This is a genomic window from Streptomyces sp. NRRL F-525 (genome assembly GCF_000716605.1).
In the GTDB taxonomy this organism is placed as follows: Bacteria; Actinomycetota; Actinomycetes; order Streptomycetales; family Streptomycetaceae; genus Streptomyces.
Map to the genome: position 1 here is coordinate 38,402 of NZ_JNXE01000004.1, position 23,698 is coordinate 62,099.

Here is a 23,698-nt window from a genome sequence, read left to right on the forward strand (position 1 = left end):
TGTCATCGGGACGCCTCCAACTCTCGGCGCAGGGCGGCCAGTGCGCGGCTCGCGGTGGATTTGACCGCGCCGCGGGACAGGCTCAGGGTGTCGGCGATCTGGGCCTCGCTGAGATGGGACCAGTACCGCAGGACCAGCACTTCACGTTGCCGCCGGGTCAGCCGGTGCAGGGCGGCGATCACCTCTCCGTGCTCCTCGCGCAGGAGTACGGGTTCCTCGGCGGAGGGGGCGTGCCCTTCGCGCTCGGGGACGTGGGCCCGTACCGTACGGCGGCGGCGCAGGACCGAGCGTGAGGTGTTGACCACGCTGGTGCGCAGATACGCGTCGGGGTTGTCGAGGCCGGTGAGGCGCTCGCCGTGGCGGCGGTAGAGCGCGGCGAAGACGTCCTGCACGACGTCCTCCGCCGTGGGGAGGTCGTCCACGAGGAGCAGGGCCAGGCGGACGAGGGGCAGGCGGCGGTGGGTGTACAGCTCGTCGATGCCGGGTTCGTGGAGGTCGGCGGAGACGGTCGGTGCATCCGGCACGGCCGGGATGTCCTCGCGCCGTTGCGACACCCCGCGCACCAGGTGCCGTAGCGCCCGTCGCAGCGCGTCCGACCAGGTGCGCGCCGGGAAACGTGGGGGCCGGTGTCCGCCCGTCGGTATGCCGTAGGCCGGGGTCGTCGCCGCGTTCATGGATCTCCAGGACAGCAAGGTCTTCGTACCTGCGCCCGGTGTCGACGGGCGGGCGGTGAGGCCGCCGGGCAGGTACCCGGCGGCTTCACCTCGGCACGGGCCGGATGACTGGCCCGTGCCGATCAGCGGCAGTTCGCCGCGCGTGTCAGCGCTTGGCGGGAGCGGGCTTGGCGTCGACCGGGGTGCCCTTGCTCGGGTCCGGGGCGGTGCAGTCGTCGCCGGGCACCGCGTCGACCGGGTCGTCGCTCAGGATGGTGTACGACACCTGCTTGCCCTTGTAGGCGTGGGCGATCCCGTTCGGCACCGCCTCGACCGGCTCCGGGCACTGGTCGGCGGGCGTGCCCTTGGCGGGAACCGGCTTCGGGGCGGGCGCGGAGTTGTCGGCGTGGGCGGTGAAGGAGCCGCCGAGGGCGAGCGCGGCGGCGGCGCCGGTGACGCCCAGGGCGATCCGTACCCGACCCGCGCGGAGGCTGCAGCGGACGGTCTGACCTGCGGACATGTGATTCCTCGAATCGTCGATGCTGACGGGACTGGCGGGCCGCCGCCACGGCTGGCTTCCCGTGGCGAAGGCCCTGGCTCGGAGGCGCCTCCACCCGGACAGACGTTCCGAGGGCATCGAGGTTGCAGGTCGGAGGAATCTTTTCTACGGGGCGTGCGTGACGGCCCTTCGCGGGAGTGGGAGACGGTCCCTACATGTCCAGGACGATGTCCGTGCCGGGACGCGCGCAGCAGATCAGGATCTCGCCGTCGGCCGGTGGCTCCAGCGGGTCGGGGGAGTAGGTGATCGTGCCGGACAGCAGGGGTGTGACGCAGGTGTGGCAGACGCCGGTGCGGCAGCTCCAGCGGGTGGGTACGTCGCAGGCGTCGGCGAGTTCGAGCACAGTGCCGTTGGTGTCGGCGTCGAACGGGACGGCGATACCGCTGCGGGCGAAGGTCACCAGCGGGCCGGTTCCGGGTGTGCCCGGGGGCTGGTGCGGTGCCCGGGCGGGGTGGTCGGTGAGGCCGGGGTTGATGGCGCCCAGCGTTCCGAACAACTCGGTATGGATGCGTTCGGGGTCGATGCCGGCCTCGGTGAGGGCCTGCCTCATGTCGGTCATGAAGGGCGCGGGGCCGCAGATGTACGCGGTCGCGTCGGCCGGGATGGACAGCGCGAGCAGCTTGTCCTTCGTGAGGCGTCCCGGGGTGGCATGGGCGTGCCGCCGTTCCTCGGGTGTGGCCGCGCTGTAGAAGACGTGCTCGTGCGCGTCCGGCAGCGCGGTGAGCAGGTCGTGTGCCTCGGCGGCGAGGGGGTGTTCCCGGGGGCCGCGGGCGCCGTGGATCCACCAGACCTCCCGCTTGCTGCCCTGCGCGGCCAGCTCGTGCAGCATCGACAGCACCGGCGTGAGACCGATGCCGGCGGAGACGAGAAGCACCGGTCCGCTGTCCTCGGCGTACACGAACTCCCCACGGGGCGCGGCGACTTCGAGTTCGGCGCCGGGCCGTAGCCGCGTGGTGAGGTAGCCGCTCGCGGTGCCGTGGGGCTCGTGTTTGACGCTGATCCGGTAGGTGCCGGCGTCGGGCGCGGCGGAGAGCGAGTAGCTGCGCACCGGGGCGGGGCCGGTCGTAGTGGGGACGCGCAGGGTCAGGTACTGGCCCGCGCGGGCGGCCGGGAGCAGGGAGTCGTCCGGGGCTGCCAGCCGGATCGAGGTGACCGTCGTGTTTTCGGGGACCACCTCCGTCACGCGCAGCGCGCGGAAACCGGCCCAGGCCGGGTGGGCGGAGGTCGTCAAGTCGTCGGCCGCGGCGAGCAGTTCACGGAACGACCCCTGCCAGCCGGGGCTCAGCGCGGGCACGTCCAGCGCGAGGCGCAGCTTGGCGGGGTCGCGGCCGGGGAGGTAGAGCAGCGCGTCGATGTCGGCGACGCTCAGCGCGTTTGGACCGGTCCTGGTCCGTACGATCCGGTCGCCGGCCTGCACCCGCCCCTCCCGCACGACCCGCATGTAGAACCCGGGCCGGTGATGGCTCACCAGCAGCGCGGCCAGCTCGGGTTCGCCGAAGCGCATGCCGACGCGGTAGCAGGTGACGCGCGGCTGGGTGACCTCGAACTCGGCCTCGCCGATGCGGTATCGGTCGCCGATGCACACCTCGTCGTCGAGGAGGCCGTCCACGGTGAGGTTCTCGCCGAACTGGCCGTAGCCGAGGTCGTCGCGGCCGAAGTGCCGCTGCCAGTGCCGGTACGACTGGATCTGGTAGACGAGGACCGCCCGCTGTTCGCCGCCGTGGCCTGCCGTGTCGCCCTGGCCGTCGCCGTCGATGTTCAGGCGGCGGACCATCGCCGGGCCCACCACCGGGTACTTCCATACGCCCGTATAGACAGTCTTGCCCTGCCAGGGAACGTCCTTCGGCATGCCGACATTCACTGACAGCAGGGTGGGCATCGGAGCGCTCCTTCCCACGGGGACGGCCGGATACGGGCGCGGCCGGGGCAGTCGTCTCCTCCCATAGTGAGGGTGCGGCCGTCGCCGTGCGAGACCGCACCCTCAACCTGTCGGCCTACTCCGGTGCCGTGATCCGGAGCCTGATCGTGCGAGCCTCCGGGCGCAGCGCGAACTCGGGCCACACATCCGGACCGCAGGCCCGTGAGCCAAGCCCGTGCTGGGCGGCGTCGACGAACAGCCGGCTCGTCGTCGAATCCGGCAGTTCGTACGGGTGCCCGGCCTTGGCGATCTCCTGCGGGGTGTGCCGACTGAGCGTGAAGCCCGGACGGCGACCGTGGGTGTCCGCGAGGGCCTCGATGCGCAGCACCTCGGTGTCGCCGCTGGTGAGGGCCAGTCGGCGCAGTTCGGAGCGGTGACCGGTCTCCTGGGGGCGTGCGTAGTCGACCGAGAGATCGCCGATGGAGGCGGCGAAGCGCCCGGTGCGGGCCGCGCGCACACTGTCGGGGTAGGACTCCAGCGGACCGAGGCCGAACCACTCGGCGCCGTCGATCGGCGCCGTGCCGTCGGGCAGGTCGAAACGCACGCCGATCCGCGGCCACACCGTCTGCCAGCCGTGCGAGGGCTGGATCTCCACCCGCAGCTCCACCTCGCCGTCGCTCTCGCGCGACCAGACGGACTCCACCAGTACGGACAGGCCCGAGTCGGCGGCCGACACCTTGTCGACCGTGCGCAGCGCGTTCGCGCTCTGCTCCACCGACACCCGGCGCGAGGTCAGCCGGTCGAGCCCGTCACGGAGCCACAGCTCGGCGTTGGACACCCCGGAGACACTCGCGTCACTCTCGTCGACCTCGCCCCACGCGCCCTTGTCGTTGTCGGTCGGAGCGCGGAACAGCTCCAACCGAGGCCCGGCTACGGCGCGTTCGCCCAGCCTGACGAGAGACCCGCCGACGAACTCCGCGACGCCGAGCGTGAGAGTCCCGGCGCCGGGCTGCCAGTCGAACCGGCCACGGCCGGCAGGGATGGGACGCCGAACCGATCGGTCCAGCTGGGCAGTTGCGACGACATGACCCTCGGGCGCCCAAGGGGTCGCCGTCGCCAGCACCGCGTCGATCGTCAGCCAGGTCTCGGCATCCGGCGACACCGGGACCGACGGCAACGACACCCGGCCCGAGTCGCCCGCCACGACGGACGGGACCTCCAACTCCCCTGATTCCACAGGGTGTCCGTCGTGCTCGACCCGCCAGCGGAAGCGCAGGTCGGACGTGTCGGTCGTGTGCCGGAGGTTGGTGATCGCGACCTTGTCGCCGTCGAACGCGAAGTGCACCGGCGCCACTACGGCCTTGAACTCGTGGAGGCTCGGCGTCGGCACGTCGTCGCTCAACACCATGCCGTCCATCACGAAGTTGCCGTCGTGGATGACCTCGCCGAAGTCACCGCCGTACGCGTAGTACGGCGTCCCGTCCGGTGTCGTGGTCAGGATGCCGTGGTCGCGCCACTCCCACACGAACCCGCCGTGCAGGCGCGGGTGTTGGCGCACCAGCGCCTCGTACTGGTCGAAGGCGCCCGGGCCGTTGCCCATCGCGTGGGCGTACTCGCAGAGCAGGAACGGCTTGGTGCGCTGCCTGGCGCCCTGTGCGGGCGTGCAGTTGAGCAGCGGGGCACGGGAACCGTCGGTGCCGATCTGCTCGGTCTCCAGCACGGACGCGTACATGCGCGAGTAGACGTCGGTGTACTCGCCGGTGTAGTCGCCCTCGTAGTGCACGGGGCGTTCGGCGTCGCGGGCGTGCACCCAGGCCGACATGGCGGCGAGGTTGCTGCCGGTGTCCGCCTCGTTGCCGAGGGACCAGATCACGATGCTGGGGTGGTTCTTGTCCCGTTCCACCGTGCGCTCGATGCGGTCGAGGTAAGCCTCGCGCCAGGCCGGGTCGTCACTGGGATTGCCGACCCAGTCGACCTTGCCGAAGCCGTGCGTCTCCAGATCGCATTCCAGGATCACCCAGAACCCGAGCTCGTCGGCGAGGTCGAGCAGCCGGGGGTGCGGCGGGTAGTGGCTGGTGCGGATCGCGTTCACGTTGAACCGCTTCATCAGCGCCAGGTCCTCGCGGGCGTGCGCCTCGTCGAAGACACGGCCGCGCTCCGGGTGGGTCTCGTGCCGGTTCACCCCGTGGAACACGACCCGGCGCCCGTTCACCAGGAACTGGTCCCCGCGGATCTCGACCGTACGGAAACCCACCCGCAGCGAGACGGTCTCCGCGGCCGTGGACACCGTGGCGTCGTACAGGCGTGGCAACTCGGCCGACCAGGGCTCCACTTCGGCGATGTCGACGGCCGCCACGTCGTCCGGCGTCGCCCAGACCTGCTCGACGCCGAGTTCGGGGATGCGCAGGGTGACCGGGAACGCCGTAGCGTCGGCGACGACCTCAGCCTCGACCCGCCCGCGCCCGTCATCGAAACCGGCCCGCAGCCAGACGTCCTCGATGCCTCCGGCCGGACGGGCGGTCAGGGTCACATCGCGGAAGATGCCCGGCAGCCACCACTGGTCCTGGTCCTCGACATAACTCGCCGCCGACCACTGGTGCACCCGCACCGCGACGACGTTCTCACCAGGGCGTACGGCGTCCGTCACATCGAATTCGTGGGCGAGCCGGCTGCCGCTCGCGCCGCCGACCTCGACGCCGTTGACCCACACGCGGAACAGCGACTCGACGCCGTCGAAGCGCAGCACGACCCGCTCGGCGTCCGACCAGTCGGCGGGGACGTCGAAGGTGCGGCGGTAGTCACCGGTCGGGTTCTCGTCCGGGACGTACGGCGGGTCGATCGGGAACGGGAACTGGATGTTCGTGTAGATCGGGCGGCCGTAGGCACCGTCACCCTCGAGTACCCAGTGGGCGGGCACGGGGATGCTGTCCCAGGTGTTGTCGTCGAAGCCGTCGGCCGCGAAGTCCTCCGCCGCCGACGCCGTGGGGGACAGGCGGAAACGCCAGGGCCCGTTCAGGGAAAGGGACTTCGCGTCGGAGTGCAGCCACGAGCGCGCCGGACGCAGGGCACCACGCCCGGGAGCGAGGTCGGAAACTTGGGGGGAGAACTCGGGAAGCAAGAGGTCACAACGCTTTCGTGAGGGTGGAACGGGTGCATTGCATTCGATCATGGCCGCCTACCGGAGCACGACGGTGTGGATCTCCCAGGGGCCGAGGGCGAGTTCGAGCTCGTCCTGGACCTGGGTGCGGGAGATCGTCCTGCCCAGCAGATCGACGGTGACGGCCTCGGTGAACGTGCCCGTCACGCGGACCGTCGAGCCGGTGTCGCTCATCGCCGTCAGCCGCACCTCGGTGCCGGGCCCGTGCTCGGCGTCGGTGACGCGGCGGACGGCCGAGACGAGGACGTCCCCGCCGTCGACGCGCAACCCGGCGGTGTCGGGCGGCAGTTGGCCCCCGGTGGGCGCGGTTCCGCGGGTGACCAGTACGTCGTTGCGGAACTCCTCCGCGAGCGCCACCGCGTTCGCACCGCGCCAGCCGGTGGCCGACGGGACGACGGCGAACCGGTTCTCGATCCGCATCCCGAGGTCCTGCGCGCCGGGGACGGGGATCTCGCTCGCCGCAGGTTCATCGCGCAGGGGGTGGATGTTGACGCTGATCGAGCCGATCGCGCGTAGCAGCGTGACGGCGAGTTCGGAGCCGTCGCCGACGAGTTCGTACTCGCTGGAGTGGTCGAGCAGGACGGTGGCGGCCCCGGCCGACACGAACGAACCGGCCGGGAAGGTCGGCAGCGGGAACTCGCCCCAGCCGCCCTCGGCGGTCAATCCGCGCTCGGTGACGGCGAATTGACCGGCCGACGCGGAGGTCGTGACCGGCTCGGGCAGCGGTACGTGGAAGCGCAGCCGGTGGTCGGCGGACTGGTTGAGGAAGGACGTGGAGACCCGCGCGAAGGGCTCGCCCGCGCGCACCTCCACGAGCGTCTCCACCGGTGTCGGCACGGTCTGTTCGCCGCGGACATTGCGGTCGGCGGAGAGCGCGGCCGGCCACTCGTAGACGCGGGTGACCCGCAGCCGTGCACGCAGGGGGCCGTTCTCGACGACCTCGACGGCGATCTCCGTCGGCTCCGACACGAGGACGTCGTGCGCCGGGGGAGCGTAGTTGTAGCTGTCGCCCCGGTCACCGCCGTCGACGAGCCGACCCACTCCGTACAGCACGGTGCCGTCCGGCCCGGTCAGGTCCAGGGTGCCGTCGGCGGCGACCGCTACCGAGACCCGGCCGTTGGAGAGCGTGCGGTCCGTCGCCGTGGCGGGCGCGTGCGACGGTACGGCGGCGGAGGCGCGGTCGCTCGGTTCGACCCGGAAGGACGCCAGCCCGGAGGCGGGAACGCGCACAGGGACGAGTGCGGTGGCCCGGGCCTCCTCCATGGTCAACACCCGCCACTCACCCGGGTGTTGGGCTGCTGCCTCGGCGACCTCGCGGCGCAGGATCAGCAGGTCGAAGGGGCCGGCGGTCGGTACCTCCGCGAGGTGGAACACCAGGGCGCCGGGGGTGAGTTCGTAGTGGTCGATCTGGCGGCCGAAGAGTTCACGGCGGTGGATACGACGCAGGACGCGTTCGAGCTGGGAGGCGTCCATGCGCTCGTCGCTGAGGACGGTCGGGGCCTCGGAGATCAGCTGTACGGGGGCTGTCGTACCGTCGGCGGCGGTCGCGATGAGCGCGGTTCCCTCCGGCGGGGCCATGACGTCCACCTCGACCAGCACCGAGCGGTCGGACGGCAGCGGGTTGGCGACCAAGTAGCCGTCGCTCGGGACCAGTTCGGCGGGCTCGGTGAGCGCCGCGTCCCGTACGGCGCGGGCCGTCTGCGCGGCTTCGGCGAGGCGGGCGGCGACCTGGTCGCAGGTCTCGTCGGTGCCGGAGCCGACCACCGAGTCGTGTGCGGTCGACTCGATGATCTTGTGCCAGGCGAGGTCCAGGAACGGTGAGTCGTCGCGCCGCGACCACAGGGCGTTCACGCGCTCGGCGTGGTCGATCGTGCGCTCGGCAATGGCCATGCGCTGCTTGAGATCGAGCCGCACCGAGAGCACGCCCGGGAGGATGTTGCCGCGCACATGGCTCCGCAGCTCGCCGGTGACGCTGGCGGAGACCTCGTCGCGGACGTGCTTGCGGAGGTACTCGTCGAGAGTGGCGATGGTGATCGCGCGGCCCTCGCTGGCGGCTTGCCGTAGCCAGGAGGCGAGTTGGGGGTCGGGCGCGTTGTGATCGGTGCCTGCCATCGCCAACACCGGATCCGTGCCCCAGCGTTCGGCCGTCATCTCGGCGTAGTCGCCGAGCGCGCGGCCGATTCTGTCCGGCACCAGCAGGACGTCGAGGCCGTTGTCGTAGCCGTCGAAGAGGAACTCGGTACGGACCTGGGAGCCGTCCGGCGCACGCCAGTTGAAGGCGTGGCCGTCGACGGAGCCGGGTACCCCGCGCCACAGCGCCGCGTGCTCGATGCCCGCGCGCGCCAGGATCTGCGGCATCTGGGCGACGTGGCCGAACATGTCCGGGAGATAGCCGATCGGCATCGCGCCGCCCAGGTCGGCCGCCGCGGCCCAACCCATCTGCAGATTGCGGACGATGGTCTCGCCGGAGCAGAGGAACTCGTCGAGCAGGATCAGCCACGGGCCGACCGCGAGCCGGCCCTCGGCGACGAGGGCCGCGACCCGCTCGCGGTTCTCCGGCCGCATCTCCAAGTAGTCCTCGATCGCGGCCATTTGGCCGTCGACGGTGAACCGGAAGTCCGGGTCCGTCTCCGCCGTCTCCAGCACGGTGTCGAGAGCGGCGACGAGCCGGTGCCGGAACACCTGGAAGGGCTCGTACCACTCGCGGTCCCAGTGGAAGTGGGGCACGAACACAGCGGGGTTGGGCATCGCGGGAGGCACCTTCTGTGCGGGGACGGTCACTTGAGGGAACCGGCGGCGAGTCCGGTGCGCCAGAACCGCTGGAGCAGGATGAACACGATGATCACGGGCACGATCGACACCAACGAGCCGGTGATGACGGACTCCTGGAGCAGCGGGGCGCGGGCCGTCTGGCCGTTCCACTCGTACAGGCCGAGCGTGATCGGGAAGAGGGACTCCTTCTGCAGCATCACCATCGGCAGGAAGAAGTTGTTCCAGATCGCGACGAACTGAAACAGGAAGATGGTCACCAGCGACGGCGTCATCAGCTTGAACGCGACCGAGAAGAACGTGCGGAACTCACCGGCGCCGTCCAGCCGCGCCGACTCCAACAGCTCTTGCGGTACAGCGGCGTTGGCGAAGATCCGCGCGAGATAGACCCCGAACGGGCTGACGATGCTGGGCAGGAACACCGCGAAGTACGTGTTCACGATGCCCGTCGCCGAGAACAGCAGGAACAGCGGGAGCGCCAGCGCGGTGGTCGGGACGAGGACGCCGCCGAGGATGACCGAGAACAGGAACTCCCGGCCCCGGAAACTGAACTTGGCGAGCGCGTATCCGCACAGCGCGGAGATCAGCGTTCCCACGAGGGCGCCGAAGACCGCGTAGATCACGGTGTTGACGATCCACTTGCCGAAGATGCCGTCGCTGCGGCTGAACAGGACACGCAGGTTCTCGAACAGGTTGAAGTGCGAGAACGTCAGGCCGTTGGTGGCGGCGAGGTCGCCCTGCGGCTTGGTGGCGGCGACGATCAGGAAGTAGATCGGCAGCAGGAAGTAGATCGCCAGGAGGAGCATCAGGGCCATCGCGGCCGTACGGCTGACCTGGCTCTCGCGGTTCACGGAGCGCTTGTTGGCGGATCGGTTGGTCACAGGCCGGCCCTCTTCGACGTCAGTCGCATGAACCCGAAGCTCAGGACGAAGGTGATGACGGCGATGACCACGGAGATCGCCGCGGCCTGCTGGTAGTTGTTCCCGGAGGCCACCGCGTAGGCGAGCATGTTCGGCGTGAACGTGCTGGAGATGTTCGAGGAGATCTGCCGCAGCACGGCCGGCTCGGCGTAGAGCTGGAGGGTGCCGATGATCGAGAACACCGTGGTGAGGACGATCGACGGGGCGATGATCGGGACCTTGATCCGCCAGGCGATGGCCCAGTTGCTGGCGCCGTCCAATTTGGCCGCCTCGTACAGCTCCTGCGGGATCGACTGCAGCGCCGAGAACATGATCAGCATGTTGTAGCCGGTCCACAGCCACGTGGAGATGTTCGCCGCCGACCACAGCACGGCACCCGGGCCGAGAAAGTCGGGCTTGAGCCCGATGTCGTTCAACAGGTCGACTACGGGGCTGAGTTGGGGCGAGTAGAGATACGACCACATGATCGCGGCGATCACACCGGGTACGGCGTACGGCATGAACGCGGTGATGCGGAAGACCGACTTGAGCTTCAGCAGGGGAGTGTCGAGGAGCAGTGCGATGACCAGAGCGACGAACAGCATCACCGGCACCTGCACGATGCCGAACAGGCCGATGCGGCCGACGCTGGACCAGAACTCGCTGTTCTGGAGCACCTTTTCGTACTGGTCGAAGCCGCCGAACGTCGTGTACGAGGTGCCGTACTGTCCGCCGGTGCGGCGGACGACGCGGACGCTCTGCCACAGCGCGTAGCCGACCGGCACCAGGTAGAAGAGCACGAACGGGAGGAAGAACGGGATCACGAACGCGAAGATGGTGCCCGCCCGGGGGCCGCCGCCGTTGAGACGGCGACGGCCCCCGGGTGACTGCACCACGCGCGCCGCGCGCGTTGCGATGTCGGTCATTGCGCGGTCACTTGCCCGCCGCGGCCGGGATCGCCTGGTCCTTCATGGACTTCAGCGCGGCTGCCTGCGCCGTCGTCAGCGCGTCGTAGAGCGTGCCGTCACCGGCCGCCGCCTTGGCCATCGCGTCCTGGAGCGCGAGGTTCACCGTCTTCTGGGTCGGGCCCCAGGTGAAGCTGGTGTTGATCTTCTTGGACGAGTCGGCGAAGACGTCGAAGATCTTCTCGTTGTTGTAGTACGGAACTCCCTTGGACAGCGCGGGCAGTTGGAGCCCCGCGTTCGCCGCCGGGTAGAGGCCGCCCAGCTGGTTCTCCAGCGCGAGGGCCTCCGGATCGGTGTTCAGCCAGGTGTTGAACTTGACCGACTCGTAGAGGTGCTTGCCGCCCTTCATGAACGCGACGGTCGAGCCGCCCCAGTCACCGGAGGCGCCGTTCGAACCCCACGTCGGCATCGGGACGATCGTCCACTTCCCGGCCTGCTTGGGGAGGTTGTCGCGGAACATGCTGTAGCCCCAGGCGGCGCCGACGTAACTGGCGATCTGGTCCTTCTGGTACGCGGCGTACATCTGCGTCGAACCGTTGGCGAGGTCGGTGCGCACGAGCTTGCCGGAGATCAGCTTCTGCCAGTAGTCGGCGACCTGCTTGCTCTGCTCCGAGGCGACGGTGACCTGCCACTTGTTGTCGGCGTAGCTGTACATCTGCGAGTTGTTCTGCCACAGCAGCCCGTTGAACCACTCGGCGTTGTTCGGGTCGAAGAACGTGATGTCGAGCTTGGAGTCCGCCTTGTGCAGCTTGGCCGCGGCGGCCGCGTACTCGTCCCACGTCTTCGGGATCGCGATGCCGTACTTCTTGAAGATGTCACTGCGGACGTAGAGGGCCATCGGGCCGGTGTCCTGCGGCAGGGCGAAGACGCCGGTGTTGCCGAAGCTGGTCTGCGACCAGGTCCACGGCACGAACTTCGACTTGGCCGCGGTGGCCGCAGAGCAGGCCGAGGCGTCCACGAACGCGCTCTGGGTACGCAGGTTGGGCAACTCGTCGTAGCCGACCTGGGCCAGGTCCGGCGCCTTGCCCGCCTTGAGGGCGTTGCTGAGGATGCCGTACTGGTCGTTGGAGATGTTCTTCGTGGAGACCTGGATGTCCGGGTTCTTCTTGTTCCACAGGGCGACCACCTTGTCCATGCCCGGAACGGTGTTCCAGTACTGGAGGGTGACCTTGCCCTTGGCGGGTGCGCAGGAGGCCGCGGAGGTCTTCGTCGACGGCGAGGACGACGAGCATCCGGCGAGTACGGCGACACTGGCGGCCACGGCTACGGCGCCGAGGCGGATGCGCGTGATTGTGCTGCTCATGGTTTCCGTTCCAGACAACGACTAGCGGCGGTGCTAGGCGGCTCGATGCTGATCCCGAGGGCGGGATGCCTTCTGGGTGGAAGGGACGTGGGCACACCATTTTCCCGAGGTCTAAGAGTGTCCCGTGAGCGCTCCCGTGAGCGCTCACGGGACTGCCTGCAGATAGACCTCGACATGCATTTTGGAATGTTCGGAAGTCTGCGCTTCGGCCCGGGCGAGTGTCAAGACATTCGGACCGGATGCGCACGCGTGGCGGTCAGGCGGAGCCGCTCAACCGCAGTTCACCCCGTACGACGAGGTCGTCGCCCGCAAGCGCTTCCTCTCCCGAGAGCAGCCGCGCGACCTGCTCGATGGCGAGCGCGCCGAGCCGGCGGGTGTCGAGGGCGACGCTGGTGAGCGGGGGCTCGACGAGCGCCCCGAGCTGCAGACCGTCGAAGCCGATGACCGCCAGCTCCTGCGGGATGCTCCGGCCGAGGCGGCGGCCCTCGCGCAGGGCGCCGATCGCGATGATGTCGTTGAACGTGAGGACCGCGGTGACGTCGGGATGGTCGGCGAGCAGGGTCCTGAGCGCCGATCCGCCGCCGTCGGCCGTCTGGTCCGCGGGGACCATCAGGCCGGCCTCGATCCCGTGGGCGGTCGCGGCGGTCGTGAACCACTCGTGCCGGATGCTCGGTTCGGCCCGGGTGTGGTGGTCGAGCATGCCGATCCGGGTGTGCCCCCGCGCGACCAGGTGGGCGACCGCGGCATGGACCCCCGCCGCGCCGTCGATCTGGATCGCGCTGAACCGGGTGCGCTGTTCCCGGCCGATGAGCACCACCGGCATGCCGCGCGTGAACTTCTCCAGTTCGCTCTCGGGACAGCTGAAGTAGCCGATGACGGCGTCCACTTGGGAGCTGATCACCTGGAGCGTGCCGAGTTCCTCCTCCGCCCGGTCCCCGGTGTCGTACACGACGACCTGCCAGCCACGGGTCCTCGCCGCCTCCAGCGCGGCGGCCGCGACCTCGGTGAAGAACGGGTTGAGCAGATCGGGGATCACCAGCCCGATGGTCATCGTGTCCTGCCGGACCAGACCCCGGGCGAACCGGCTCGGCCGGTAACCGAGCGCGCGGGCGGCGTCGAGCACCCGCTGTTTCGTGACGCTGTCGATCTCGTCCTTGTCGTTCAGCGCCCGTGACACCGTCTGCCGGGACACCCCGGCCGACTTGGCGACGTCATTGATCGTGATTTTCCGGGGTTCCGTCCCCGTTGCCGACGGCACCACCATCGCCCACCTCCCGCTTCTCGCGAACGCCGGTGCGCGCGCAGAGCCCGAGTATGCATGTACGAGGGCGGCCGAACGAAGCCACGACCGGAAGGTGGGGGACGATTCGTGTGGGCGTCGCGCTATTGGGACGGCACGGGAATCGGGGTCCGGGCGAGCGCCGGAACGCTGGTGGGATCGTCGAGCAGGGCGTCGCGGCAGGTCTGAAACGCGCCGCGCAGCGTGGCTTCCCCGCCGAGGACGCCGAAGGTGATCAGCGGCTGCATGTCGGGCGCCAGGGCGCGGCGTCCGGCGAGTCGCTCGTCCAGGCCGGGCGCGAGCCAAGACGCCCAGGTGGCGAGGTATCCGCCGAGGATGATCTCGCCCGCGTCGGTGACACCGGACACGCCGAGGACGGCGGCTCCGAGTGCGTGCCCGGCAGCCCCGAGCGCGGCGACCGCGGCCGGATCGCCCGCGCGCAGCCGCCGGTCCAGCTTGGCCAGCGCCGCCTCGCCGCCCTCCGATTCGGCCACGGCGTCCAACCCGGCCGCGTGGATGAGGGGTTCGGGTCCGATGTACATCGCCAGGCAACCACGCGTCCCACAGCGGCAGTTGGGCCCGTCGAGGGAGATCGGCAGATGCCCGATCTCACCCGCCATGCCGTGACTCCCGCTGTGCACACGGCCGTTGACGAGCAGCCCGCCGCCCACGCCGGTGTCGGCCTTGATGTAGGCGACGGTGTCGGGGTGCTCGACGCCGTCGGCCGCGAGCGCGTGATACTCGGCCAGCGCGGCCATGTTCGCGTCGTTCACCACGTCAACAGGGCAGTCCAGCAAGGGGAGTTCGGCGACGACGAGGGAGCGCAGGTCGGTGCTGTGCCAGCCGAAGTCGATGGCGGCGGCCACCAGTTGGGAGGTGCCGACGACCGGTCCGGCCATGGCCACGGCGAGTTGGGCGAGATGGGCGTGCGGTGTCGCGTCCCGTACCGCCGCCTCGGCCGACCGCACCACGCAGCCGATGACCGCGGCGAGGGCGCGCGGATCGCCGTACGGCGCGTGGTGGGGCGCCGACTCGCGGTGCAGGACGCGGCCCCGGAAGTCCGCCGCCAACACGTGCACGGACTCCAGACTCACCTGCGCGGCGAGGATGACCACGCGCTCGGGGACCAGCCGCAGCAGACGCCGGGGGCGGCCCCGCCCGGCGGACGGCACGGACCCCGCCTCGGCGACCAGGCCGCGGTCGATCAACTCCGTCACCAGCGCGGTGACCGTGGCGTGCACCAGTCCGGTGCCGGCCGCCACCTCGGTACGGGCGCACGGGCCGTGGGCGTCGAGGTACCGCAGCACGAGGGCCAGATTGCGGCGTCGTACGTCGGCGGAGTCGGCGGGGGCGTTCACGCAGACGATTGTGCCTCCGCCAGAAGGGATCCGGTCAAGGTGGCCAAGATATTATTTTTCGAGCCTTGAAATAAATAAATCCACGTGGCCATACTCCCGGCACCGGCAACGGTGCCGGTCCGTCCCCGTGGAGGCGTCCTTGTCCGCTTCGACCTCTTCCGCCCCCGCCACCTCCCGAACGGACGACACCCTGGGCAGCTCCCAGGTGAACGTCCTGATGTGGTCGATGGGTGCGGGATTCGCCGCTCTCTACACCGCGTACGCCGGTCTCGTCGTGGTTCTGCTCCCCGCTCAGATCCAGAACCTCGACGCCGCCGCGAAGGAATCGAACCTCGCTCTGGTGACGATGACCTCCTCCATCGTCACGCTCTTCGCCCAGCCGATCATCGGCGCCATCTCCGACCGCACCCGGGGCCGCCTGGGCCGCCGCACCCCCTGGATGCTGTTCGGCGCCGTCGGCTCGACCCTCTCCCTGCTGGCCATCTCGCACGCCACCACCCTGCTCTGGCTCACGCTGATGTGGGTCGCCGTCCAGGTGCTGCTGAACGTCGTCCAGGCCCCGCTCACCGCCGTCATGGCCGACCGCGTCGCCCCGCGCAGGTTCGGCATCGTCTCCGCCTTCGTCGGTCTCGGCTCCAACCTCGGCGCCACGCTCGGCGTGATCGTCGCCGCCCGCTACGCCGGTCAACTCGGCCTGGGATACGGCGTGATCGCCGCGATCGTCCTGGTAGTGGTGCTCGCGTTCGTCCTGCTCAACCGGGACCGGACCCGCCCCGAGCCGCCGGAGCCCTTCTCCTGGCGGGAGTTCCTCACCGGCTTCTGGGTCTCACCGCGCCAACACCCCGACTTCGCCTGGGCGTTCGTGGCCCGCATGACGTTCATCCTCGGCTACTGGGGCGTCGCCACCTACCAGCGCTACGCCCTCCAGGACTACGTCGGCCTGGACGGCGGCGCGGTGGACAGCGCCCAGCAGCTGATGTCCGTGCTCGCCTTCGTCGGCACCCTCGCCGGAGCCATCCCGGCGGCGAAGATCTCCGACCGCACCGGCCGCCGCAAGATCTTCGTGATCGGCGCGTCCGTCCTGCTCGCCCTGTCGATGGCCATCCCGCTGGTCAGCCCCACCCTGCCCGCGATGTACGCGTACGCGCTGGTCAGCGGCATGGGATTCGGTACGTACATGTCGCTGGACATGGCCCTGATGACCGAGGTCCTGCCCAAGGGCGCGGCGGCCGGCAAGGACCTGGGCATCCTCAACATCGCCACCAACGTCCCACAGGCCCTGGGACCGATCATCGCCTCCGTCCTCATCACCTCGTTCGCCGCCGGCTCCGACAAACTCCCGGGCTACCGCGTCCTGTTCGCCTTCGCCGCAGCCGTCGTCCTGATCAGCGCGCTGGCCATCCGCCCGATCAAGGGCGTCAAATAACGGACGAAGTATCGCCCCCCCCCGTCCTTCGAACCCCCCGCCTCCACAAGGAAGTTGCTCCGTGCCCCAGTCCGTACTCGCTGCCACGTCCCTGGGCCCCGTCCTCGGGGTGTGGCAGCAGACCACCGCCCGCTTCCTCGGCATCCCCTACGCCGAGGCCCCCGTCGGCGACCTCCGCTTCGCCGCGCCCGTCCCGACCAAGCCGTGGACCGAGCCGCTCGACGCCACCCGGTACGGGCCCACCGCGCAGCGCCGCCCCTTCATCCTCGACGGCCCCACCACCATCCCGGAGCCGTCGATACCGGGCGACGGGGTGCTCAACCTCAACGTCTTCACCCCGGACCCGACCCCGGGCGCCGGCCTGCCGGTCCTCGTCTGGATCCACGGCGGCGGCTACGTCGCCGGGTCCGCCGCCAGTCCCTGGTACGACGGTTCCGCCTTCGCCCGCGACGGCATCGTCCTCGTGTCCATCGGCTACCGGCTCGGCATCGAGGGCTTCCTGCACCTCGACGACGCCCCCGACAACCGCGGTGTGCTCGACTGGATCGCCGCGCTGACCTGGGTGCGCGACAACATCGACGCGTTCGGCGGCGACCCGGGGAAGGTCACCGTCGCCGGTCAGTCGGCGGGCGGCGGCGCCGCTCAGACCCTGATGGCGACCCCCTCGGCACACGGCCTCTTCCGTGCCGTGATCTCCCAGTCCGGCGCGGTCAGGTCGCCCCAGCACCGCCGCGACGCTCTCGCCGACTCGGCCCGCCTGGCCGAACGCACCGGCGTCCCCGCCCTCGCCTCCGCCCTCCGCGACCTCACCGGCGACGAACTGCTCGCCCTCCAGGACGCGTTGGCCACACCCGAGGCGGGCCTGACGCTGGCGCCTTTCGCGGACGGGGAGTTGATTCCGGTCCCGGTGCCGGACGCCTTCGCGAACGGCAGCGCGGCCCCCGTCCCGCTCCTGCTCGGCTTCACCCAGCGCGAGTTCTACCCCCCGCCGGGGACCACACCAACACCCGTACCCGTGGGGGTCGTTGACGCCGTACTGGCAGGCCACGGCCTGGGCTCCGACGCCGTGACCATGTACACAGCCCTCCAGGACAGGGCGGACCCAGCACTACGCATGGGGCAGGCCTTGACCGACGCCATCTTCCGCGGCCCGTCCCTCGCCCTGGCCGAGTCCCACGCCCACCACGAACTCCCCACCTGGCTCTACCACTTCACCTGGGGCAGCGCCGCCCACTGCACCGAGATCCCCTTCGCCTTCGACCTCCTGGACGCGGAACGCGTCACGGCGGCGACGGGCCCGCATCCGCCTCAGTCCCTGGCGGACGCGATGCACGCCGCGTGGGTCGCCTTCATCCGCGACCTGGACCCGGGCCCGCAGTGGCCCCGCTACACCAACAAGCGCCGCACGACGATGACTTGGGACACGGTCCCGGAGGCCCTGGACGACCCGCTGAGCGCCGAACGCCGTATCTGGACCACGCCCTGAAATCCGGTGGCGGAACGACCCCCCGGCCGTGACACCATCTGCCTCCTGCCAGGTGGACGGAGGCCGAGGACATGACCGGGGAAGAGGCCAAGGCGCGGCTCGGGCGACTCGCCAGGGCTCGCGCCTTCGGCTGCCATGTGGGATCCGACCAGCTCATCCAGGCGGGCCTGGACGCACTTCTCGCGGATGTCGACAGCCCGTCCCTCCCTCTCCTGGCCGGCCTCGCACGCAAAGAGGAACCCGAAGCACCCGAGCTCTTCGACCACGTACTCGACGAACTGAGGCTGTCCTTCGAACCACCGGCAGACCCTACGGCCGCGCACTGGGCCCACGCCTACTGGCTGGCCGAGGAGATCACCAACGGCGGCCTCGATCCGGCCACCGGCGCCGATCTGATCTGGACCGAGGTCGCCGAGGCACTCGGCTACCCGGACGCACTCCAGCCGATCGTGCACTGTGCGATCTCGCTGGCCGACCAGGACGACGACCGGACCGCGTCCTTCGAGGCTCTCCGACTCGACGCACTCCAGGCCGCGAGGGACCTGCCTGGCCACCGCCCCCCACCGTGAACAGCTGGCTCGTGCTTATGCTGCGCCTGAGTAGGGCGAACGGGAGGCGTGTATGCACAAGCCCGGCATTCAGATGTTGGTCAGGGCGACGGCGGCGGTGTCGGTGATGATCGCCGCGGCGGCATGCGGCGGCGGTCACCAGGACTCGGCGACGACAGCGCCTTCCGCGACCGCCTCCCCGGATTCCTCCGTGTACACCGCAGAGTTGGAGAAGAGCGACCTCCCTTGGAGCGGCAGCCCCAGCCCGTACAACGCCGTGGCGAAACTCGACGACGGCCGCCGTGTGGCCCTGCACTACCTGCGCGGCAAGGGCCTCGTCGAGCAGCACTACAGCCCCACGGCGAAAGCCTGGACCGAACCGAAAGTCATCTACCGCACCAAGACCGACGCATGCCAGGGCATCCACCTGCGCACCAAGAACGGAACCGTCGCCGCGATCGCCGACTTCGGCTCCTACTGCTACGACGGTGAACCGCCGACCGAGTCCATCGCGGCCGTCGGCACCGGCGGCCTGACCGAGTGGAGCGTCAACGTCGCGAAGGACTTCGACGGTTGGGAGCGGGCCACCGTCTCCAGCGATGGGCAGCAGGTCGTCTTCGGGAGGGACAGCACTCTGCGGTGGAGCCGGGCCGACGGGTTCGAGCGCCAGTAACCCGGCCTTCAGGCAGGCCGGGTTACGGTGGCGCGACCGACGGTGCGCATCAGGAACCACGCCAGCACGGTGAAGCCACATCTGTCCCCAACTACGCTCCCGGAGAAAGGGCTTGCCGCCGTCACCGCGAGGCTGCCACGATCGCTGCCTTCCTCACCCCGAGCAACGGGTGGCGGTCATCTAGGAGGTCCGGTGTCCAAGCGGTGGCTGTTCCTGTCGGCGGCCGCGGTGCTCATCGTCGTCTCCCTGGCCCTGGTGCTCCTGCCCGGCCACAAGAACGGCGAGGAGGTGAAGGCCGAAGCCGGAAGTGCCGCCACCGAGCCCTCGGCGATCAGTTCCAGTCCGGCCAACTCGCCGTCCCCCAGCGGCACTTCGACCGCCTCCGCGAAGGCGACCGCCGCATCGAAGAAGCCGTCGGCGACCCCGTCCGCCCGCGTCACCACCAAGCCCGCCGCCACGCCGACCACGAAGACCCGCCAACAGGCCTCCGGCACCGCCTCGTTGGCCGGACGCATCCGCCCCGGCGTCACCTACGGAGGAGTCGCCACCTTCTACGACGCGGACGGCGGCGGCGCCTGCATGTACGACCCGAGCGGCGACGTCATGACGGGCGCGATGAACACCGCGGACTACGAGTCGTCCAAGGCGTGCGGGGCGTACGTGCTGGTGCACGCGGCCAACGGCGCCACCGTCACGGTCCGCATCACCAACGAATGCCCGGGGGACTGCGCTCCCGGCCAGATCGACCTCAGCGCCCAGGCCTTCGCCAAACTCGCCGCCCCTTCGGCCGGCCGGATCCCGATCACCTGGAACCTGGTGAGCCCCAGCACCTCCGATACGATCTCGATCCGCTACAAGACCGGTTCCACCCGCTACTGGTGCGGTATCCAGGCGATCGGCCACCGAAATCCCCTGGCCCGCCTCGAAGTTGCCGTGGGGAGCGGCTGGCGGCAGTTGCAGCGCGCCGACTACAACTACTTCCTCTCGGAGGACGGCAGCGGCTGCGGCGGCGCGCTCAGGCTCACCGACATCTACGGCGAACAGCTCACCGTCCCCGCACTCGCGGTGCGGGCGAATGTCACGCAGTCCACACAGGTCCAGTTCGCCAAGCACTGACCCGCTCAGACGCTGGACGCGCCCACGCCGTCACCGGTCATCGTCCGCCGCAGCCGCGCCTCGCCCGAACTCCCGGGCGCCGCGGTCAGGATGACGATCTTCAGGTCGGAGTCGCCGTCCGTCAGGACATCGCAGTCCACGTCCACGGGCCCGACCTCGGGATGCTCGACCGTCTTGCGGTCCTCGCGGTGTGCGCCCACCGTGCCGCTCGCCCACAACCGCGCGAACGTCGCGTTGCCCGCGGTGAGTTGACGGATCAGCTCCGCCAGGCGGACGTCGTGCGGGAAACGGCCGGTGGCTCGGCGCAGGTCGGACACGATCGCGAGGTCCGAGGCCTCCCCGTTCCGCACCAGCACCGGCCACGAGGCGATGCGTACATCCCGTACGTCGTCGCCGGAGGCGATCGGAAACCGCTCACGCGCGAAGTTGCGCTCCTCGGGCGGCTTGTGGGACGGGTCGCCGAGCAGCGCCGCCCACCCGGCGTTCCACCAGAGCAACTGCCAGTCGGCGGCGAACACGGCGACGGCGACGTCCCCGAGCCGCCCCAGCACCCGGTGCACGCCCGACGGCAGGTGATCGGGGATCGGCTCGTCGTTCGGCGGCACCAACCCGGCCATGCGGTAGAGGTGTTCGCGTTCCACGGCGGCCAGTTGGAGGGCCCGCGCGAGCGAGGCGACGACCTGGGCCGAGGGCGCCGTGGACCGCCCTTGCTCCAGTCGCACCACATAGTCCACCGACACCCCGGCACGCTCGGCGAGTTCCTCACGCCGAAGACCGGTGGCCCGCCGGGACCGACCGGACGGCAGCCCCACGGCCGACGGGGACAACCGCTCCCGCCAGGCACGGATCGTCGCACCCAGTCCCAGATCGATCCCATCGTGCGTCGCCATGCCTTCCATCTTCCACCCCGGCCCCTGGTCCTGGTAACGCCGTTCCTACGGTCGAGGCGTCCCTGGCAGCGCACCCGCACCCCGGGCACGATCGACGCATGACCACCACGTTCATCACCGGAGCCAACAAGGGCCTCGGCCACGAGACCGCCCGCCGCCTTCTCGCCCTCGGCCACACCGTGATCATCGGAGCCCGCGACGAGGAACGGGGCGCCGAGGCCGCCGCCGTGCTCGGTGCGCGGTTCGTCCGTATCGACGTCACCGACGACGCCTCCGTCACCGCGGCGGCTGCCGACGTCGCCGCACACGAAGGCGTCCTCGACGTCCTGATCAACAACGCCGGTGTACACGGCCCGCACGGCGACCCCGCCGACCTGACCGGTGCGGACGCGCTCGGCGTCTTCGACGTCAACGTCTTCGGGGTGGTCCGGACGATCACCGCGTTCCTCCCGCTGCTGGGCCGCTCACCCGACCCGGTGATCATCAACGTCAGCAGTGGCATGGGCTCGCTGGCCATCACCCACGACCCGTCGCGGATCGAGTCCTCCGTCGTCGCGCCGCTGTATACCGCCTCGAAGGCCGCCCTCACCATGCTGACCACTCAATACGCCAAGGGACTCAAGGGAGTTCGCGTCAACGCCGTCGATCCCGGCTACACGGCGACCGACCTCAACGGCCACAGCGGCCCGCAGACCGTCACCGAGGGAACGGACGCGATCGTCCGGCTCGCGACGGAGGAACCCGGGGCAGGCTCGGGTCGGTTCGTCGACCGTCACGGGCCCATCGACTGGTCCTGAACCAGGTCCCCGCAACATGGCCGACACAGCTTGGTTTCCCGGGGTGCTACCGGCGGTAACAACAGGGGTGTCGCGGCACGTTCCACGTGTCGAACACATCTCCCGCACCTCCCGTACCTGACCCGGAAGGCACCCCATGGAGAACTCGGCCCCCACAACCATCAGCCGACGAAGAGCCCTGACGGTGGCCGGCGGTGTCGCCGCAGGCGCCGCCCTCGCGGCGCACGCGGTACCGGCGTTCGCGGCCGACACCTCGTCCGCCGACGCCATCGTCGTCGGACACGGCCTCGCCGGTCTCGTCGCCACCGCCGAACTGGTCGCCGCAGGAAAGAAAGTGCTGCTCCTGGACCAGGAACCCGAGTCCAACCTCGGCGGTCAGGCGTTCTGGTCCTTCGGCGGACTGTTCCTGATCGACTCCGACGAGCAGCGGCTCATGGGCATCAAGGACTCCCAAGAGCTGGCGTGGCAGGACTGGTTGGGCACGGCCGGCTTCGACCGCGGCGTCGACGACCCGACCGGCCAGGACTACTGGGCCCGCAAGTGGGCCGAGGCGTATGTGGACTTCGCGGCCAACGAGAAGCGGTCCTGGCTCTACGGCCTCGGCATCCGCTGGTTCCCGATCGTCGGCTGGGCCGAGCGCGGCGGCGGCCTCGCCGACGGACACGGCAACTCGGTGCCCCGCTTCCACGTCACCTGGGGCACCGGACCGGCCGTGGTCGAGCCGTTCGAGAAGCAGGTGCGGGCCGGTGTCGCCAGCGGCAAGGTGACCTTCAAGTTCCGCCACCGCGTCGACGAGATCGTCCGCACCAACGGTGCCGTGACCGGCGTGCGCGGCGCGATCCTCGAACCCAGCACCGCCCAGCGCGGCAAGGCCACGTCCCGCACCGTGGTGGGTGCCTTCGAGCTCAACGCCCCTGTGGTGATCGTGACTTCGGGCGGCATCGGCGCCAACCACGATCTCGTACGCCAGAACTGGCCGGCCCGGCTCGGCAACCCGCCCAAGACCATGATCACCGGTGTGCCCGCGTACGTGGACGGCCGGATGCTCGGGATCACCGCGTCGGCGGGCGGCCGTATCGTCAACCCCGACCGGATGTGGCACTACACCGAGGGCCTCAGGAGCTACGACCCGATCTGGCCCAACCACGGCATCCGCATCCTCCCAGGACCGTCGTCGATGTGGTTCGACGCCACCGGCAAGCGCTTCTCCGCCCCCGACATGCCGGGCTACGACACCCTCCACACGCTGGGTTCGATCACCGCCAGCGGGTACGACTACTCGTGGTTCGTCACCACGAGCAAGATCATCGCGAAGGAGTTCGCGCTCTCCGGCTCGGAGCAGAACCCGGACCTCACCAACAAGGACATCCTGATGCTGCTCTCGCGCATCTGGCAGACGCCGGAGCCGATCGAGAAGTTCAGGAAGAACGGCGTCGACTTCATCACCGCCACCACCCTCTCCGAACTCGTCCTGGGAATGAACAAGTTGACCGGCGACGGCCTCATCAAGCTCGCCGATCTCCAGCGGCAGATCGAGGCCCGGGACCGGGAGATCGACAACCCGTACTCGAAGGACGCCCAGGTGATGGGCATCCGCAACGCCCTCTCCTACACCGGGGATTCACTCAGCCGCACGGCCGCGATCCACAAGATCCTCGACCCGAGCGCCGGACCCCTGATCGCCGTCCGCCTCAACATCCTCACCCGCAAGACCCTCGGCGGCCTCCAGACCGACCTCTCGGGCCGCGTCCTGGACGCCGCCGGTACGCCAATACCCGGTCTGTACGCGGCCGGTGAGGTATCCGGCTTCGGCGGCGGGGGAGTGCACGGCTACCGCTCGATGGAGGGCACGTTCCTCGGCGGCTGCCTGTTCTCCGGCCGCCAGGCGGGCCGCGCGGCGGCTGCCGCGATCTGAGTGGCCCGGCCGCTCGCCGTCCCCTCGGCAACTCGGTCGACCTCGGA

Annotated in this window: 18 protein-coding genes; 7 read left to right on the forward strand and 11 right to left on the reverse strand. The window is 70.0% G+C overall.

Annotated features, from left to right (window positions below):
* Window positions 1-2 precede the first annotated feature (2 nt).
* The 10 genes from OO69_RS07355 to OO69_RS07400 all read right to left on the reverse strand — a co-directional run bounded on the left by OO69_RS07355 (window position 3) and on the right by OO69_RS07400 (window position 14,800).
* Window positions 3-674, reverse strand: coding sequence for a SigE family RNA polymerase sigma factor (locus OO69_RS07355; RefSeq protein WP_033279646.1), 672 nt, complete (start codon window positions 672-674; stop codon window positions 3-5).
* Window positions 675-819: 145 nt separating this feature from the next.
* Complete coding sequence (locus tag OO69_RS07360; protein WP_033279647.1) at window positions 820-1,173, reverse strand: hypothetical protein; 354 nt, start codon at window positions 1,171-1,173, stop codon at window positions 820-822.
* A gap of 190 nt (window positions 1,174-1,363) precedes the next feature.
* On the reverse strand, window positions 1,364-3,091 hold the full coding sequence (locus OO69_RS07365) for an MOSC domain-containing protein (protein WP_033279648.1): 1,728 nt from the start codon (window positions 3,089-3,091) through the stop codon (window positions 1,364-1,366).
* 115 nt (window positions 3,092-3,206) lie between these two features.
* Complete coding sequence (locus OO69_RS07370) at window positions 3,207-6,188, reverse strand: glycoside hydrolase family 2 TIM barrel-domain containing protein (RefSeq protein WP_033279649.1); 2,982 nt, start codon at window positions 6,186-6,188, stop codon at window positions 3,207-3,209.
* Between the two features lie 57 nt (window positions 6,189-6,245).
* Complete coding sequence (locus tag OO69_RS07375) at window positions 6,246-8,975, reverse strand: glycoside hydrolase family 38 C-terminal domain-containing protein (protein WP_033279650.1); 2,730 nt, start codon at window positions 8,973-8,975, stop codon at window positions 6,246-6,248.
* A gap of 29 nt (window positions 8,976-9,004) precedes the next feature.
* A complete protein-coding gene (locus OO69_RS07380) occupies window positions 9,005-9,811 on the reverse strand; it encodes a carbohydrate ABC transporter permease (RefSeq protein WP_051800866.1) in 807 nt (268 codons plus the stop codon).
* Window positions 9,812-9,873: 62 nt separating this feature from the next.
* Complete coding sequence (locus OO69_RS07385) at window positions 9,874-10,821, reverse strand: carbohydrate ABC transporter permease (RefSeq protein WP_033279652.1); 948 nt, start codon at window positions 10,819-10,821, stop codon at window positions 9,874-9,876.
* Between the two features lie 7 nt (window positions 10,822-10,828).
* The gene (locus OO69_RS07390) at window positions 10,829-12,163 is read right to left on the reverse strand and encodes an ABC transporter substrate-binding protein (RefSeq protein WP_033279653.1); all 1,335 of its coding nucleotides are present in this window, start codon (window positions 12,161-12,163) and stop codon (window positions 10,829-10,831) included.
* A gap of 256 nt (window positions 12,164-12,419) precedes the next feature.
* Window positions 12,420-13,427 (reverse strand): LacI family DNA-binding transcriptional regulator, encoded by a 1,008-nt coding sequence (locus OO69_RS07395; protein WP_106970979.1) that lies wholly within the window; start codon window positions 13,425-13,427, stop codon window positions 12,420-12,422.
* Window positions 13,428-13,546: 119 nt separating this feature from the next.
* Window positions 13,547-14,800, reverse strand: coding sequence for an ROK family transcriptional regulator (locus OO69_RS07400; protein ID WP_033279654.1), 1,254 nt, complete (start codon window positions 14,798-14,800; stop codon window positions 13,547-13,549).
* Between the two features lie 139 nt (window positions 14,801-14,939).
* On the opposite strand from OO69_RS07400, the gene OO69_RS07405 reads away from it, so the two are divergent.
* From OO69_RS07405 to OO69_RS07425, 5 genes are all read left to right on the forward strand, one after another.
* The gene (locus OO69_RS07405; protein ID WP_234444362.1) at window positions 14,940-16,226 is read left to right on the forward strand and encodes an MFS transporter; all 1,287 of its coding nucleotides are present in this window, start codon (window positions 14,940-14,942) and stop codon (window positions 16,224-16,226) included.
* Between the two features lie 61 nt (window positions 16,227-16,287).
* Window positions 16,288-17,712 (forward strand): carboxylesterase/lipase family protein, encoded by a 1,425-nt coding sequence (locus tag OO69_RS07410; protein WP_033279656.1) that lies wholly within the window; start codon window positions 16,288-16,290, stop codon window positions 17,710-17,712.
* A 71-nt stretch (window positions 17,713-17,783) separates the two neighbouring features.
* Window positions 17,784-18,281: a hypothetical protein gene (locus OO69_RS07415; protein WP_033279657.1), complete on the forward strand. Its 498-nt coding sequence runs from the start codon at window positions 17,784-17,786 to the stop codon at window positions 18,279-18,281.
* Between the two features lie 52 nt (window positions 18,282-18,333).
* On the forward strand, window positions 18,334-18,933 hold the full coding sequence (locus tag OO69_RS07420; RefSeq protein WP_234444363.1) for a hypothetical protein: 600 nt from the start codon (window positions 18,334-18,336) through the stop codon (window positions 18,931-18,933).
* A gap of 192 nt (window positions 18,934-19,125) precedes the next feature.
* Entirely contained in the window at window positions 19,126-20,049 is a 924-nt protein-coding gene (locus tag OO69_RS07425) for an expansin EXLX1 family cellulose-binding protein (protein ID WP_033279658.1), read from the forward strand.
* Between the two features lie 5 nt (window positions 20,050-20,054).
* Here OO69_RS07425 and OO69_RS07430 read toward each other — a convergent pair whose 3' ends face one another.
* Complete coding sequence (locus OO69_RS07430) at window positions 20,055-20,948, reverse strand: helix-turn-helix transcriptional regulator (RefSeq protein WP_033279659.1); 894 nt, start codon at window positions 20,946-20,948, stop codon at window positions 20,055-20,057.
* An 89-nt stretch (window positions 20,949-21,037) separates the two neighbouring features.
* On the opposite strand from OO69_RS07430, the gene OO69_RS07435 reads away from it, so the two are divergent.
* Window positions 21,038-21,736 carry an SDR family NAD(P)-dependent oxidoreductase gene (locus tag OO69_RS07435; RefSeq protein WP_033279660.1) on the forward strand — a complete coding sequence of 233 codons (699 nt, stop codon included), beginning with the start codon at window positions 21,038-21,040 and terminating at the stop codon, window positions 21,734-21,736.
* Between the two features lie 136 nt (window positions 21,737-21,872).
* Window positions 21,873-23,651, forward strand: a complete 1,779-nt coding sequence (locus tag OO69_RS07440) for an FAD-binding dehydrogenase (RefSeq protein ID WP_033279661.1) — start codon at window positions 21,873-21,875, stop codon at window positions 23,649-23,651.
* The last annotated feature ends 47 nt before the right edge of the window (window positions 23,652-23,698 follow it).

Coding starts and splice junctions, on each gene's coding strand:
- OO69_RS07355 (WP_033279646.1), bottom strand. CDS start 674: ATGAACGCGGCGACGACCCCGGCCTACGGCATACCGACGGGCGGACAC.
- OO69_RS07360 (WP_033279647.1), bottom strand. CDS start 1,173: ATGTCCGCAGGTCAGACCGTCCGCTGCAGCCTCCGCGCGGGTCGGGTA.
- OO69_RS07365 (WP_033279648.1), bottom strand. CDS start 3,091: ATGCCCACCCTGCTGTCAGTGAATGTCGGCATGCCGAAGGACGTTCCC.
- OO69_RS07375 (WP_033279650.1), bottom strand. CDS start 8,975: ATGCCCAACCCCGCTGTGTTCGTGCCCCACTTCCACTGGGACCGCGAG.
- OO69_RS07380 (WP_051800866.1), bottom strand. CDS start 9,811: ATGGCCCTGATGCTCCTCCTGGCGATCTACTTCCTGCTGCCGATCTAC.
- OO69_RS07385 (WP_033279652.1), bottom strand. CDS start 10,821: ATGACCGACATCGCAACGCGCGCGGCGCGCGTGGTGCAGTCACCCGGG.
- OO69_RS07390 (WP_033279653.1), bottom strand. CDS start 12,163: ATGAGCAGCACAATCACGCGCATCCGCCTCGGCGCCGTAGCCGTGGCC.
- OO69_RS07395 (WP_106970979.1), bottom strand. CDS start 13,427: ATGGTGGTGCCGTCGGCAACGGGGACGGAACCCCGGAAAATCACGATC.
- OO69_RS07415 (WP_033279657.1), top strand. CDS start 17,784: ATGACCGGGGAAGAGGCCAAGGCGCGGCTCGGGCGACTCGCCAGGGCT.
- OO69_RS07420 (WP_234444363.1), top strand. CDS start 18,334: ATGCACAAGCCCGGCATTCAGATGTTGGTCAGGGCGACGGCGGCGGTG.
- OO69_RS07430 (WP_033279659.1), bottom strand. CDS start 20,948: ATGGAAGGCATGGCGACGCACGATGGGATCGATCTGGGACTGGGTGCG.
- OO69_RS07435 (WP_033279660.1), top strand. CDS start 21,038: ATGACCACCACGTTCATCACCGGAGCCAACAAGGGCCTCGGCCACGAG.
- OO69_RS07440 (WP_033279661.1), top strand. CDS start 21,873: ATGGAGAACTCGGCCCCCACAACCATCAGCCGACGAAGAGCCCTGACG.